The organism is Mammaliicoccus sp. H-M34 (assembly GCF_022386495.1).
GTDB lineage: Bacteria > Bacillota > Bacilli > Staphylococcales > Staphylococcaceae > Mammaliicoccus > Mammaliicoccus fleurettii.
The window spans coordinates 96540-110298 of the sequence record NZ_JAJNIK010000003.1 but is presented as its reverse complement, the minus strand read 5'-3'; the positions used below and the strand labels follow the sequence as shown (position 1 = coordinate 110298).

The following is a 13759-nucleotide window of genomic DNA, read 5'->3' as shown; positions in this document are numbered from 1 at the left end:
CTATTTATCATGTTTGTCTCGACTTGCAATATTCAACCGCTCTATTTATCATGTTTGCCTCGACTAGCAACATTCAACCGCTCTATTTATCATGTTTAGCCTGTCTTGCAATATTCACCCTCTCTATTTATCATGTTTGACTCGACTAGCAATATTCAACCGCTCTATTTATCATGTTTGCCTCGACTAGCAACATTCAACCGCTCTATTTATCATGTTGGACCTGTCTTGCAACATTCAACCACTCTATTTATCATGTTGGACCTGTCTTGATAAATTTACGGGCTCTATTTATCATGTTGGACTCGTCTTGCAACATTCAGCCGCTCTATTTAGCTTGTCAGCCACGTCTTGCTAAATTCATCTATTCACAATTAAAAAGCCGGGACAAATTAATTTGTCCCGGCTTTTTAATATTAATTTTATTCTTCTTGATAGCCATTACCTGATTTATACTCATAGTCTGATGGCTTGATTTTCTTGAAGTCTGGATTGTCATAGAACCTGAATAAGTCTCCGTGTAATAATTGATCGGATAATTCTAGTTCTTTTTCAACATTACTCTTGTTTTCTTCTAAATCTTTAGGTTTAGTCTTCATAGGTTTATTGGTCTTGTTGTCGTATGTTGTCGTTCCAATCGATTTATATTCTGGTGTGATAAAGTCACCATTTCTAAATGCGACTGTTTCATCATGTCCTTTAGATAATAAATCTGTACCAAACATTAAGTAGTTATTTGATTTTATACCTAAAACATCAAGTAAAGTAGGCATAACATCAGTTTGACCACCGTATGTTTCATCAACTCCACCTTCTAAACCTGGAACTTTCATAAAGAACGGTGTTCTGTTTAAGTCCATAAATTTAGCTGGTGTGATTTCATCTTCACCTAATAAGTTAGCCATTGCTTTATTATGGTTCTCTGAAATACCATAATGGTCACCATAAATGATGATAACTGAGTCATCATACAGGCCTTCTTTTTTAAGTTGTGTCATAAATTTCTCTAATGACTCATCTAAATAACGTGCTGTTTGTACATAACCATCTAATGTTGTACTGCCAGTATCTGGTTTCTCAATAGTTGCGTCTTCTTTACTCACTGTGAATGGGTAATGATTTGTTAACGTAATTAAATGAGAATAGAAAGGTTGTTTTTGTTCTTTTAAATGTGATATTGATTCATCAAAGAATACTTCATCTTTTAAACCTAAGTTTTCAAGATTTTTTTGTTGCATATCGTAATAAGTTGCATCATAGAACTTATCTACACCAAAATGTTTGTACACTTGATCTCTGTTCCAGAATGTTTTGTAATCGCCGTGCATGACTGATGTTTCATAGCCTTGCTTTTGATTTAATATTGCTGGTAAGGATTGATAAGTATTGTCGCCTTTCAACGAGAATGCTGATCCTTGTGGTAAGCCATAAATACTATTATCCATCGTTAATTCTGAATCGGCAGTTTTACCTTGACCGGTTTGATGGAAGAAGTTTGGATAATATTTATAACCTTTATTACCTTTTGCTAACGAGTTTAAATAAGGTGTTACTTCTTCACCATTTACTTTAAAATCAATTAGGAAAGATTGAAAACTTTCTAAATGAATCTTAATAACGTTTTTATCTTTTGCGATACCAAATGTTTCTTTGTTTGGTTCTTGATATTTTTGTTTCGTAAAGTTTTTAACTTCTGTTAAATCATCTTCACTTGCTAAAGCTTTTTGTGAATTATTTTGAATCGTTTTAACACCGTCATAAACAGTGAAGTTGTAAGGTCCTAAATATTTAACTAAATATTTATGGTCAAACGTTCTTGTTAATAATTCTGGTCTATCTGACTCAGCAAAAGCTAAGTTTAAGAAGAATAGTGCAACTGCTACACCCATAACAACTGGGACGAATTTTTTCGGAAATGCTTTTGTAGTAAACCATTTGCTTTTAAAGATAAGTACAAATAAAAATACAATTGTATCTGTAAAATATATAAAATCGTACCAAGAGAACGAGCTATATACTGCACCAGACATAGATTCAACATTACTCACTTGGTTTAAAGTGCTGAATGTTAAGAAATCAGAAAAGAATCTGAAGTATACAACGTTTGCATAAAGCAAGAACGATAATACAAATCCCGCTATAAAAATAAACCAAAATGACTTTTTCCCTTTAAAGAATAAGAACACACTTAGAATTAACGCAATTAAGCTATATGGGTTCATTAATAAAATCAAGTTCTGTACGAGTCCCTTTACCCCGAGTGACAAGTCTACATAATAGGCAAAATAAGTCTTTAATGCTATTGCTAAAATCGTTAGCAAGAAGAATGTAAAGACGCCTATCTTCCTATTTTTAGTTTTCATACCTTTCCTCCGTATCTCAACTCATATCAATTATCATTATTATTTCATTACATATTATTGAAGGTTGTAATATTCTCGTAATATTTATTTATGTTCAGTATTATAATTTATACTACTTTACAATAAATTTCAACTAATAACCATAAATTAATCCAAAAAATGTGTAAAAAGTGCATACAAAAGACACAATTTACACATGTGCATTATTTATTTAATTCTTCATTTAACTTATATTTTATCCCTGTTTTAATTTGTTTTATAAACTGAGCGTGTTTTTTTAAATTTAATTCAGCTTCTTGAATTGTGAGTTTCTTAAAAATCATTTTAGAGTTATGTTTTTTTTGCGCTAATTTATCAATATGATAAGAAGCTATTGTACCTATTTGAGGATAACTTGATAACGATTGATGATCGTTTAACATTACAACAGGTTGATTTTCTTGATTTAATAAAACAGTACCTTTTTTTACACTTAAGAATGGTTGATCCACAATTTTACGATTGATAACAGACTTACCTTCTAATGTTAATCCTGTTCTATTAAAACGATTTGTTACTTTATAAACTTGATTTTCAAGATGCTTTATTTCTGCTTCATTAAAGTGCGTCATGCCTTCTCCAGAAACTACATGGAATATATCTGTAAAATAATTTAAGGCTAACGTATATTGATCAACACCCCAATCAGCAGTCTTAGTTTCTTCTAAGTTCTCGAATAGTTTCTTTTGTAATGATGTATAATTTCTACACATTTCTATCTCATCACCTACTTGCAGTATACGACCATTGTGGCCGCCCATTTGCAAGCGTATACTCGTTGACTTAGAACCTAACCATTCTTCAGCTACAATGCCACCAGCAATCGCTAAGTATGCTCTTGTGCCTTTTGCGGCTTCACCAAAACTTAGTACCTCACCTTTATTCATTAAATGAATCTTATATGGTGTTATTTTTTCATTATCTTTATATGCGGGGAAATTAGCACCAGTAAAAGCGATTAAAGTAGGTTCAGTAAATTGAATGGCAGGTAACTTAAATGTCATTTCAATTAATGCTTCATCTTCATCATTTCCAACTAGCATATTAGCTAATCTATGATTAAATTGATCGATAGAACCATTTTTAACAATCCCTATATGTTGATACTTTTGTCTACCTAAGTCTTGTATTGAAGTGTATAATCCAGACTCTCTAATAATTACTGACATGGTTTATACCCTCCGTCCTTGCTTTCTAATTCTTCAACTACATTTAAAATGACATCATCACCAAAATTAAGTTTACATTCACTACTCTGTCTATCAAAGATCTCAACGTTCGTCCAACCAATAACTGGCCAGTCTCCGCTCGTATCAGTAGTAGTGATAAATAACTTATCTCGTTCTATACATAATGAGCCTTTAGGAATAAATTGTTTGTAATTGCAGTTTTCCGAAAATAAACGGTGACTTAACCCAGACAAATAAGGGCATCCTGGTGTGTGCCCTATCATGGAAACAAAATAAGTTCTCGATTCGAGTACTTGTAATTGTTCGTCTGTTGATAAATCTGTTAAATGGTCAAAATCAATACCATACTTACCACCAATTACGACATCTATTGCAATAGATTTTTTTATGATTTCTCTATTATTTAAATCCTTTTTCTTCTGATAAATAATACGTTCAACAAATTCTGTCATATATTTATATGGCTCATTGATTTGATGATTCATCATCATACTATATGGATGGTAAACAACCATTAAACTATTCTCACTTGGAATGACCTCATCTATAAAAGGCATTTCTTGATTCAATATTTCTAATCTAAATTCATTTATTTCATGCGTTAACTGTCTTGAAGGTTCACGATCACTCATTACTGTTAGTGCAGAATCCCCCTTAGGATATATGCGCATTTAAAGACACCTCATTCTATTTTGCTATATAAAGCATCATTGTTTACGATAAAATACATCTGTTAAATCAATAAAAACATGTGTTAACTGATTAACAAATAAGCCTACAAAAACAATTGCTACGGCAAATCCAATATATAAATACGCAAAACTTTGCTTATTTTTTTCTTGTCTTAATTGACTCAAGACTACACGTTTTAAGTAAAATGCTATTAAGATCACTATTACTAAATATAATAATGCTAAGAACATATCTTTTCACCCGTCCTTATATGATGTTTACTATTTTACTATTTGTATCTTTAGATTACCATCAAAATTTAAAATCTATTTTAGTCCATTCTCTCAAACTATTAATCATAAATACTTCGTAATTACCATTTTTTATATGTTTTAACATTGAATTCTTATCAATGGTTTGTTCTTTAATGTATCCTTTTTCTAGCAATTCTTGTCTCATACAACCATTTAAAATTTGTTCTTTATATAAGGGTGTTATGTAAGTTTCTCCATCTTTAATAACAACATTACCTATATCAAATTCGGTTATTTCATTCTCTTCATTATAATATAATATGACATCATTATCCTGTTCATGAATAAAATGATTACGTTCAGTTGTTTTATTTCTAATATATTTAGAAGCGATTGGCTTAGCTTGTTTTAATTTTGCTGTTAGTGGTTTCAAAGATTCAACTAACTCTTTAGTTTCCACTTTAAATACACCATCTGAAGTCAGTTCTATTCTTAATTTATACGTTCCATCTCTTTGACTTTGTTCGGCATCATCAAGTAATTCGTTCCATTTTTCAAGTTCAAATGGTATTTCCAAATCTTTAGCACTTTTTAAAATTCTTTGTGTATGCTTATAACGTCTTTGTATATTTCCCTGTTCTATTCTCATCGTTTCTATCAAATTTACTTTAGGTATATTAAGAATTCTAGTTTTCATTTTAAATTCCTCGATTTCCGCTTCAGCAACTGAATCAATTGTTATACCTGAACCAACTCCATAAATAGCTCTATGCTCATTATTATGTATCGTTCTAATAGGCACATTAAAAATCATTTTCCCATCTGGTAATAATATACCAATCGCCCCACAATAAATACCTCTAGGCTTTTTCTCTAAACTTTTAATAATTTGCATAGTTGATTCTTTAGGTGCACCCGTTATTGATCCACATGGAAATAGCGCTTGAAGAATATTAAATAAAGTAAGTTTATTTTTTATTTGGCTACGTATTGTGCTCGTCATTTGATAAACCGTTTTATATTTTTCGATTTTAAATAAATCTATCGTTTCTACTGTTCCAACTTTTGAAATTTTACTTAAATCATTTCTTAATAAATCAACTATCATTACATTTTCTGCTCTATCTTTTTTAGAATTCTTTAATGTATTGAGATTTTCTTGATCTTCAGTTTCATTATTACCTCTAGAAATCGTACCTTTCATTGGTTTAGTTAACAATGAATTTGCTAAATGCTGATGCGGCCCTAGTTGAAAGAAGAGTTCTGGAGAAATAGAAATAATCGTTTCATTATCGTGTTCAATATATGCTTGGTAATCACCATTAGATTCTTCAGTTAATGATTTAAAATAAGAATACCCATCTTGAATTGAATTAGATGTTAATTGTGTCGTATAGTTCACTTGATATGTATTACCTAATCTTATTTCATCTTGTATAGCATGTATATTATGAGCTAACTCGTCATTAGTGTTCATTGCATGCCATTCAATGTTGTCATTTGATTGATTATGACTAACTAATTCACTAAATTGTTGAACAGGTTTGTCATACACTTGAATTGAGCCATAATTATCTCCAGTTCCGTACACCTCTAGAGATGGATCAAACGCTATTGCACTTTCATATGGCAAAGTCATAACAACGTAGAATCCTTTACGTTGATAATAACTCGCTTTATCAACTAATGATTGCACTTCATCTAAACTATTAGCAGTAAGTGTATCAATTGGATTTTGAAATTTTAAGTCTAATTTTTCTTCATTTTGTAAGTCACTAATATATTTAAACTGAATATGTGTTTTCAATTTGAATACCTGCTTTCCTTAAGAAGTTCGCTAATTGTTCTAAACCAAATTCACTTAATATTGATTCAGGGTGATATTGAACAGCTTCAATTGGTAAAGACTGATGTCGAATTGCCATTGGTATTCCGTTCTTTGTACGCGCCGTAACAATAAAATCTTGCGGAATCTGTTGATTATCAGCTATTAAAGAATGATACCTAGTTACTTGAAATGATTGAGGTAAGTCTTTAAATAATCCCATTCCATCATGTGTTATTTGAGCAGTATGCCCATGAACTGGTCGTTCACCTTTTATCACTTTGCCTCCAAATGTAGAAATTAACAGTTGAAAACCTAGACATACGCCAAGTATCGGTACATCTTTATAAATATTGTAGATACAAGACTTTAACTGTGTATAATCATCAGGATGCCCAGGTCCTGGCGAAATAATAATCACGTCCGGATTAATAGCATTAACTATTTCTGCAGTTACCTCTTCAGACTTCAAAACTTTTATTTCAATATTTTTAGTAATTATTTTTATATATTCAATAATGTTATATGTAAATGAATCGTGGTTATCTATCATCATGATCATAAGTTTACACGCTCTTCTTTCCTTAATTTCAAATTAATCATACCATATCATAAACTTGCTTTTACAAAATGATTATATTATCATTTGTATATTCAATAAACTAAGAGGTTACTAGCTTACACCCTCTATAAAAAACTAGACTCCTACGTCTACCTTTTTATAGAAGGCAGGCTTTTTTTATGCCTTTATAAAGGAGAAACATTATGTCAGAAACATTAAAAAATGCAAAAGCACTTGTCGTATTTAGTGGAGGACAAGATAGTACAACATGCTTATTTTATGCAAAAGAACATTTTAAAGAAGTAGAATTAGTTACGTTCCAATATGGGCAAAGACATGATTTAGAAATTAAAGTTGCTGAGGACATAGCTAAAGAACAAGGATTAAAACACCACGTACTTGATATGTCTTTACTTTCACAACTTTCTCCAAACGCATTAACAGATCATAATATGAAAATAGAAAATGATAAAAATGGAATTCCAAACACATTTGTACCTGCTAGAAACTTACTGTTCTTATCATTTGCTGGTGCGTTAGCCTATCAAATAGGTGCTAGACACATTATTACAGGTGTTTGCGAAACAGATTTTAGTGGCTATCCTGATTGTAGAGATAGTTTCATCAAATCTATGAATTTATCACTTAACTTATCAATGGATAAAGACTTCGTTATACATACACCACTTATGTGGTTAAATAAAAAAGAAACATGGGCATTAAGTGACCAATTAGGTGCGCTAGACTATGTTAGAGAAAAAACATTAACCTGTTATAACGGTGTTATGAGTGATGGTTGCGGTGAATGCCCTGCTTGTAAATTAAGAAATCAAGGTCTAGACCAATACCTACAAACGAAAGGAAGTTTATAATGCTACAACAAATTTATCCAAGTGTTCAACATCCTTATGCCTTTGAACTCAATAAAGATTTCAACTTTTCTAGTGCTCATTACATTCCTTATGAAGAAGCTGGAAAATGTGAAAACATCCACGGTCATACTTACTTTGTAAACTTAACGATCGCAGGTAACGAGCTAGATAAGATGGGATTTTTAGTAAACTTTAGCGAACTCAAGACATTAATTCATAAAAGATATGACCATAGACTATTAAATGACTTTGAAGAATTTAAAGATAACAGTCCTTCTACTGAACAAGTTGCACAAACAATATACAATATCGTACAAGAATCTTTAGACAAAAGAGTAAACAAACCTAAATGTGTGCAAGTCTTTGTCAGAGAAACACCAACAAGTTATGTCGTTTATCGTCCTTTAAAAAACGGTGACAATAATGCCTAAAATACCTGTATTAGAAATTTTCGGTCCTACCATTCAAGGTGAAGGATCAGTCATCGGACGAAAAACGATGTTTGTTAGAACAAGTGGCTGTGATTATAGATGTAGCTGGTGTGATTCTAGTTTCACTTGGGATGGTTCAGCTAAAGATGATATTCGACTACTTGAACCAGAAGATATTATATCTGAATTAGACGCACTTGCTCCAAACAAATATCAACACGTAACAATATCAGGTGGTAATCCAGCACTAATAAAAAATATAGGTCCATTAGTAGAAACTCTTAACGATAGAGGTATTAAGACTGCACTCGAAACACAAGGATCAAAATTTCAAGCTTGGATGACACTAATCGATGACTTAACAATTAGTCCAAAGCCACCTAGTTCTGGAATGAAACCAAATTTACCAATTCTTGATGAAGTTATAACACAATGCGTTCAAGACAGTCTTTCACTTAAAGTTGTCATTTTCGATGAAGACGATTATCAATTCGCGAAAGACATACACAACCGTTACCCTTCAATACCATTTTATCTACAAGTTGGTAATCCATATTTAGACGACAGCGTTTCAAATCATACAGAAAAACTATTAGAAAAATACGAACAATTAATAGATAAAGTCATGAACGATACATTAAATGACATTTACGTCTTACCACAATTGCACACTTTATTATGGAGTAATAAAAAAGGCGTTTAATATTTCTCAGGAAATAATTTTTAATGATGTAAGTGAGATAGAATTAAGATTTTTGAAAAAATGAGATACAACGAAAGCCTGGGACAACTATTTTGTCTCAGGCTTTCGTTATATTGAGATTAGACTTCTGTCCAACCCTCTTTTATGCTGTTTTCTTTTTATTCTGCGACATTTTATATAGTCCAAAAATAGCGATACCTATTAACATGAATATCCACCATGGAATATAAACTTTCATCATATCTTTAAATATAATGTTTGGTGTTAATATTAATAAAGCTGGTATTACGCCAACTAATAAACCTGCATAAGCTGTTTCTTTCAGTGTCTTATATTTAGATTTATCAAATATATATCTTTGAATAATATTGAATAGAATTTTCACTATAAAGAATCCACCTATTGGAACTAGTATTAATAGCGAAATCATGGATATTATCGGTGTCTTATAGTCTACAAAAATGCCAGCTATACCTGAGACAATAAAATAAATACTATAGAAGTAAGCAACACCCATCATTACCATCTTCATAATTGCTTTGTTAGATTCATTAGGCAGCTCTTCTAACATTTCATCAGCATGTCCTTTAACGTCATGTCCAAAAAATGCTATAGCTGATGTACCGTGAGAAGTAGCTTCTAATAAATGATCTAATACATCCATCAAAATAACTTCTGTCTCATGTTCACTAACTCTTAAGTCTGTTCTTACATATAATAAGAAGTCTTCATATACTTCTAAATCTTCTTCATTTAATTGCTTTCTTTTAGTATTATTTTCATCAATCAATTGTTTAGTTGTTCTCGTCATCGTCAGTACTCCCTTTTAACAATTTAGTAATTGGGTCTTTTATTTTAAGCCATTCGTCACTAACTATTTCTAACTCTTCTCGCCCTTTAACAGTTATATAATAGTATTTTCTCTTTGGTCCTTGTTCACTATGCTTAAATTCACTATAAATAAATTCTTTGTTCAACAACCTCAGTAAAATCGGATAAATCGTTCCTTCGCTTACTTCTGTAAACTGATGTTCATTTAGTTTACGAGATAATTCATAACCATATACTGGTTGAGATTGAATAATAGACAAGATACAAGCATCTAACAAACCTTTTCTCATTTGTGTCTTTATAGACGACATAGTAATAACCTCTTCCAATTTTTACTACTACTTTGTATTACAAGATAGCTTACTTCAATACTAGTAAATTACACTTATAATGTCAAATACTCTTGCAAAATCTTTACATAAATATATATTTAGTGATTAAATGTTAAGGAATTGTTATAATTCGTAGATGAGACTAGTTTAAGGTAGGAGACAGATATGGCATTTCTCGTTTCAATTAATATCATTCTGTGTATCGTCCTAATGTCATATAACTTTATAGTAATGAATAAGAAAAAGCGTATAAACCATTTCGCTATTTCAATAACAATTGCTTTGAATGGTTTAGTTTCCTTTATAATCATCAAAGAAATTAACTTCATCACGATAGCTGTAACAATTATGTTACTTATATGGGCATTCTTGCATACATGGATTCAAATTAAATATGCTCCAAACTATATTGAAAATCAATTTTTTGTACTTTATATCATTACTATTGTATTTAGTGTGTCTTTAAATGTCGTTTATTTAGACAGTAAACTTTCAATATATCAATCTGTGCCATATTTTGGTGTCAGTTTATTTATATTTGGGCAAATCATTGCTTACCTTTCATTGTTTACTCAAGCAATCGAAGCAGATGGTAAAAGACTTGCAAAAATCTACCAAAAAGGTATATACAGATACTTTATACATCCTCGATTAGTAGGAGAAATCTTATCAATTGTAGCAATAATATGTATGATTGTACTTACTCCACACTGGTTTATATTAATACCAGTATTCCTGTTTTATATTTTGTTTATTTTATGGCAAAAGTTATTTAAAACATCTTATTATGTTTCAAATGCAAAATAACTGGGTACTTAATTATAGAAATAGAAATATAATAAGGAGGTACACTCAATGGGCTTTATATTAATGTTAATCGTAGGCGGACTTATAGGTTGGCTAGCAGGTGTTATTTTAGGTAAAGATGTTCCAGGCGGTATTATCGGTAACATTATTGCCGGTTTAATTGGTTCAGTAATTGGTGGTTCTTTACTAGGCGATTTAGGTCCAGTATGGGGCGGAGTAGCAATTATACCAGCACTTATCGGTTCAATTATATTGATACTCGTACTATCATTTATCTTAAAATTGATTAGAAAATAATATTTATAATTTTAAATAAAAGAAAACACAAAAGAGCAATCATCTGTATGGATGGTTGCTCTTTTGTGTTCGTTAACCGGTTCAATATAGTCATTAATGTAAATAAATCGATCCAATTATTAACACGAATATAGAGTTTGCTATTTCTATCAATCCTACATGCATTATTTTTATTTTCTTTCCATATAAAACTATTGCACGAATTAAGCTAGGTAAAAACATTATCATTATTATAGGGTTTACTATTAATCCTATAATTACGATACATAAATGATAAATCCAAGAACTCCATTTATATTTAATTGATTTTTTCTCTCTTATCATTGTTTTTACATATAAGATTGTTCCAAAGAAATACATAAAGCTCAATATAAATACAGGTAACCAAGCATTAATATTAGATAATGGTGTATTTAGTAATACACTTATTACGCCGAACAAACAAAAGATAATGACAGCTATTAAATCATTTGTAAATGCTCTCTCGTTTTTCTTTTTAGCGAAAAATGCATTGATTAACGATAATGGAATCATTAATAAAAATATCCAAAATGTATCAAATTTATAAAGTACTATAGGTATAAATGATATGAGTACTATTATTCCAAATAAACTCGCTGTATAGATGTAGCCAATTTCTTTTTTTCTTTTCTTTAAATAGAAAAATACTTGATCACTCATGAAATAAGCTGCTAATACGCCCAAATATAATAATATATGTAAAAATGTAAAACCGCTTACTGCTATACCGAATGCGATGGGCAATATAATCATTGACCAAACGCCATGTTGATTTGGTTTCTTAAATTTAAACAAAAAAACACCTCCACACATTTATTCTACTAAAAGATATATATGAAATACATCTTAATTCAAACAAATATGTGAAAGTTTTTATATTATTTCATATCTCCAATTTTAACTTCATCAGGATCTCTAAATTGTCTTTCGTTTGTATGAAGACTATCAATTTCAGCTAAATCTTCTTCAGTTAATTCAAAGTTAAATACATCAAAGTTTTCTATAATTCTTTGGTCATTTTGTGATTTTGGAATAACGATTCTGCCTTGTTGTAAGTGCCATTTAATGATAACTTGTGCTGCAGTTTTATTATATTTGTCTGCTATTTCTTTCAATACTGGGTTATTAAGCCATTCTCCGCCTCTCATTAACGGACTCCATGCTGTAATTTTAATACCTTTACTTTCGCAATATGCTTGTAAATCCTTTTGATTAAATATTGGATGGAATTCTACTTGATTTACTGCAGGTACGATTTCTGTTTCGGCTAATAATTTTTCTAAGTGATGCTCTTTGAAATTACATACACCTATAGCTTTAATTTTGCCTTCTTTATACAATTGCTCCATCGCTTTGTATGTTTCAATGAACAATTCATCTTCTGGACACGGCCAATGAATTAAATACATATCTATATATGTTAGTTGTAACGATTCTAAAGAGTCATTAAAAGCTTTAATCGTTTCTTCATATCCTTGAAAATCATTCCATAATTTAGTCGTTATAAAAAGTTCTTCACGGTCTATGTTAATTTTATTTAATGCTTGACCTAATGCTTTTTCGTTTTTATAGAACCAAGCAGTATCGATTGCTCTATAACCTGCTTCAATTGCCGTATTCAATACTCTCTCTACATCTGTTTCATCTATTTTATAAATTCCTAATCCTAATTCTGGAATATTTACATCATTATTTAATTTGACCATTTTAATAACCCCTTTATTTAGATATCATTCGCTCTCTTTTTGGTTTATAGGAAAGTGACTGCGTTAGTTCTTCAAATTCTTCTTTAGTTAAATCTCTCCATTCACCATATTTAATTCCTTCAAGTTTAATATTCATAATACGTATTCTTTTTAATTTTTTAACTTCATATCCTAAAGCTTCACACATACGTCTAATTTGACGATTTAATCCTTGTGTTAAAATAATTTTAAATGTTCTATCATTAAGTTGCTCTATTTTGGCTGGGAGCGTCTTCTGTTCTAATATTTCTACACCTTCAGACATTTGTTTAACGAAATCTTTAGTGATTGGTTTATCTACTGAAACGACATATTCTTTTTCATGATTGTTCTCAGCACGTAATATTTCATTTACGATATCTCCATCACTCGTAAGCAACAGCAGCCCTTCAGAATCTTTATCAAGTCTACCAATATGAAAAATTCTTTCTTGATGATTCACATAGTCAACAACGTTACCTTTAATATGTCGTTCTGTAGTGGATGTAATACCACGAGGTTTATTTAATGCGATATAAACATAGCCTTTATCAATCGTTATGATTTCATTATCGACCTTAACAATATCGGATTCTTCTACTTTTGATCCTAATGTTGCCAACTCATCATTGATCTTAACACGATTAGCACTTATCCATTTATCTGCACCACGCCTTGAACAAACGCCTGCTTCACTTAAATATTTATTAATTCTCATACACATGTGTTCCTCTCTCAAACAATCTACTATGATTTCTATTTTACATGATGCACATCGTTAAGACAAAAAAGACACGTTTGTATTTAATTAAAAAAAGCAGTAGAAGTCCAATTAT

The 13759-nt window shown here is 30.7% G+C and carries 16 protein-coding genes; 5 read left to right on the top strand and 11 right to left on the bottom strand.

The genetic code is table 11. The annotated features are described in order from the left end of the window. Nucleotides 1-422 precede the first annotated feature (422 nt). From ltaS to LQ608_RS04785, 6 genes are all read right to left on the bottom strand, one after another. On the bottom strand, nucleotides 423-2363 hold the full coding sequence (gene ltaS, locus LQ608_RS04810; protein WP_239750298.1) for a polyglycerol-phosphate lipoteichoic acid synthase LtaS: 1941 nt from the start codon (nucleotides 2361-2363) through the stop codon (nucleotides 423-425). 203 nt (nucleotides 2364-2566) lie between these two features. Then, entirely contained in the window at nucleotides 2567-3571 is a 1005-nt protein-coding gene (locus LQ608_RS04805) for a 5-oxoprolinase subunit C family protein (RefSeq protein WP_239750291.1), read from the bottom strand. Next, on the bottom strand, nucleotides 3562-4263 hold the full coding sequence (locus tag LQ608_RS04800; protein WP_239750285.1) for a carboxyltransferase domain-containing protein: 702 nt from the start codon (nucleotides 4261-4263) through the stop codon (nucleotides 3562-3564). The genes LQ608_RS04805 and LQ608_RS04800 overlap by 10 nt, the downstream gene beginning before the upstream one ends. A gap of 36 nt (nucleotides 4264-4299) precedes the next feature. Next, nucleotides 4300-4515, bottom strand: coding sequence for a hypothetical protein (locus tag LQ608_RS04795; RefSeq protein WP_078357351.1), 216 nt, complete (start codon nucleotides 4513-4515; stop codon nucleotides 4300-4302). 61 nt (nucleotides 4516-4576) lie between these two features. Then, nucleotides 4577-6325: an aminodeoxychorismate synthase component I gene (gene pabB, locus LQ608_RS04790; RefSeq protein ID WP_239750275.1), complete on the bottom strand. Its 1749-nt coding sequence runs from the start codon at nucleotides 6323-6325 to the stop codon at nucleotides 4577-4579. Beyond that, nucleotides 6303-6905, bottom strand: coding sequence for an anthranilate synthase component II (locus LQ608_RS04785; protein WP_239750269.1), 603 nt, complete (start codon nucleotides 6903-6905; stop codon nucleotides 6303-6305). Before LQ608_RS04785 ends, pabB begins: the two co-directional genes overlap by 23 nt. A 203-nt stretch (nucleotides 6906-7108) precedes the next feature. On the opposite strand from LQ608_RS04785, the gene queC reads away from it, so the two are divergent. Genes queC through queE form a run of 3 tightly spaced genes read left to right on the top strand, consistent with a single transcriptional unit; the run spans nucleotide 7109 to nucleotide 8911 of the window. Then, nucleotides 7109-7777: a 7-cyano-7-deazaguanine synthase QueC gene (gene queC, locus LQ608_RS04780; protein WP_239750268.1), complete on the top strand. Its 669-nt coding sequence runs from the start codon at nucleotides 7109-7111 to the stop codon at nucleotides 7775-7777. After that, entirely contained in the window at nucleotides 7777-8208 is a 432-nt protein-coding gene (gene queD / locus LQ608_RS04775; RefSeq protein ID WP_078357347.1) for a 6-carboxytetrahydropterin synthase QueD, read from the top strand. Before queC ends, queD begins: the two co-directional genes overlap by 1 nt. Next, nucleotides 8201-8911, top strand: coding sequence for a 7-carboxy-7-deazaguanine synthase QueE (gene queE, locus LQ608_RS04770; RefSeq protein WP_078357346.1), 711 nt, complete (start codon nucleotides 8201-8203; stop codon nucleotides 8909-8911). The genes queD and queE overlap by 8 nt, the downstream gene beginning before the upstream one ends. 142 nt (nucleotides 8912-9053) lie before the next feature. On the opposite strand, the gene LQ608_RS04765 is transcribed toward queE, so the two are convergent. After that, nucleotides 9054-9722 carry a DUF1129 family protein gene (locus LQ608_RS04765; protein ID WP_239750264.1) on the bottom strand — a complete coding sequence of 223 codons (669 nt, stop codon included), beginning with the start codon at nucleotides 9720-9722 and terminating at the stop codon, nucleotides 9054-9056. After that, the gene (locus LQ608_RS04760; RefSeq protein WP_239750262.1) at nucleotides 9706-10053 is read right to left on the bottom strand and encodes a PadR family transcriptional regulator; all 348 of its coding nucleotides are present in this window, start codon (nucleotides 10051-10053) and stop codon (nucleotides 9706-9708) included. Before LQ608_RS04760 ends, LQ608_RS04765 begins: the two co-directional genes overlap by 17 nt. Before the next feature lie 186 nt (nucleotides 10054-10239). Here LQ608_RS04760 and LQ608_RS04755 point away from each other — a divergent pair, with 186 nt between their 5' ends. Continuing rightward, nucleotides 10240-10881, top strand: a complete 642-nt coding sequence (locus LQ608_RS04755) for a hypothetical protein (RefSeq protein ID WP_239750261.1) — start codon at nucleotides 10240-10242, stop codon at nucleotides 10879-10881. A gap of 48 nt (nucleotides 10882-10929) precedes the next feature. Continuing rightward, nucleotides 10930-11178: a GlsB/YeaQ/YmgE family stress response membrane protein gene (locus tag LQ608_RS04750; RefSeq protein WP_239750252.1), complete on the top strand. Its 249-nt coding sequence runs from the start codon at nucleotides 10930-10932 to the stop codon at nucleotides 11176-11178. A gap of 93 nt (nucleotides 11179-11271) precedes the next feature. Here the strand turns inward: LQ608_RS04750 and LQ608_RS04745 are convergent, their stop codons facing one another. From LQ608_RS04745 to LQ608_RS04735, 3 genes are all read right to left on the bottom strand, one after another. Beyond that, entirely contained in the window at nucleotides 11272-11994 is a 723-nt protein-coding gene (locus tag LQ608_RS04745; protein ID WP_239750250.1) for a YwiC-like family protein, read from the bottom strand. Between the two features lie 83 nt (nucleotides 11995-12077). After that, nucleotides 12078-12905, bottom strand: coding sequence for an aldo/keto reductase (locus LQ608_RS04740; RefSeq protein WP_239750248.1), 828 nt, complete (start codon nucleotides 12903-12905; stop codon nucleotides 12078-12080). Between the two features lie 13 nt (nucleotides 12906-12918). Further along, nucleotides 12919-13641 (bottom strand): pseudouridine synthase, encoded by a 723-nt coding sequence (locus tag LQ608_RS04735; protein ID WP_239750246.1) that lies wholly within the window; start codon nucleotides 13639-13641, stop codon nucleotides 12919-12921. Between the last annotated feature and the right edge of the window lie 118 nt (nucleotides 13642-13759).

Excerpts from the sequence above, each read along its gene's own strand:
- LQ608_RS04785 (WP_239750269.1), bottom strand. The coding sequence starts at position 6,905 with ATGATCATGATGATAGATAACCACGATTCATTTACATATAACATTATT.
- queD (WP_078357347.1), top strand. The coding sequence starts at position 7,777 with ATGCTACAACAAATTTATCCAAGTGTTCAACATCCTTATGCCTTTGAA.
- LQ608_RS04795 (WP_078357351.1), bottom strand. The coding sequence starts at position 4,515 with ATGTTCTTAGCATTATTATATTTAGTAATAGTGATCTTAATAGCATTT.
- queE (WP_078357346.1), top strand. The coding sequence starts at position 8,201 with ATGCCTAAAATACCTGTATTAGAAATTTTCGGTCCTACCATTCAAGGT.
- LQ608_RS04750 (WP_239750252.1), top strand. The coding sequence starts at position 10,930 with ATGGGCTTTATATTAATGTTAATCGTAGGCGGACTTATAGGTTGGCTA.
- LQ608_RS04755 (WP_239750261.1), top strand. The coding sequence starts at position 10,240 with ATGGCATTTCTCGTTTCAATTAATATCATTCTGTGTATCGTCCTAATG.
- queC (WP_239750268.1), top strand. The coding sequence starts at position 7,109 with ATGTCAGAAACATTAAAAAATGCAAAAGCACTTGTCGTATTTAGTGGA.
- LQ608_RS04760 (WP_239750262.1), bottom strand. The coding sequence starts at position 10,053 with ATGTCGTCTATAAAGACACAAATGAGAAAAGGTTTGTTAGATGCTTGT.
- LQ608_RS04740 (WP_239750248.1), bottom strand. The coding sequence starts at position 12,905 with ATGGTCAAATTAAATAATGATGTAAATATTCCAGAATTAGGATTAGGA.
- LQ608_RS04735 (WP_239750246.1), bottom strand. The coding sequence starts at position 13,641 with ATGAGAATTAATAAATATTTAAGTGAAGCAGGCGTTTGTTCAAGGCGT.
- LQ608_RS04805 (WP_239750291.1), bottom strand. The coding sequence starts at position 3,571 with ATGTCAGTAATTATTAGAGAGTCTGGATTATACACTTCAATACAAGAC.
- LQ608_RS04800 (WP_239750285.1), bottom strand. The coding sequence starts at position 4,263 with ATGCGCATATATCCTAAGGGGGATTCTGCACTAACAGTAATGAGTGAT.
- LQ608_RS04765 (WP_239750264.1), bottom strand. The coding sequence starts at position 9,722 with ATGACGAGAACAACTAAACAATTGATTGATGAAAATAATACTAAAAGA.
- ltaS (WP_239750298.1), bottom strand. The coding sequence starts at position 2,363 with ATGAAAACTAAAAATAGGAAGATAGGCGTCTTTACATTCTTCTTGCTA.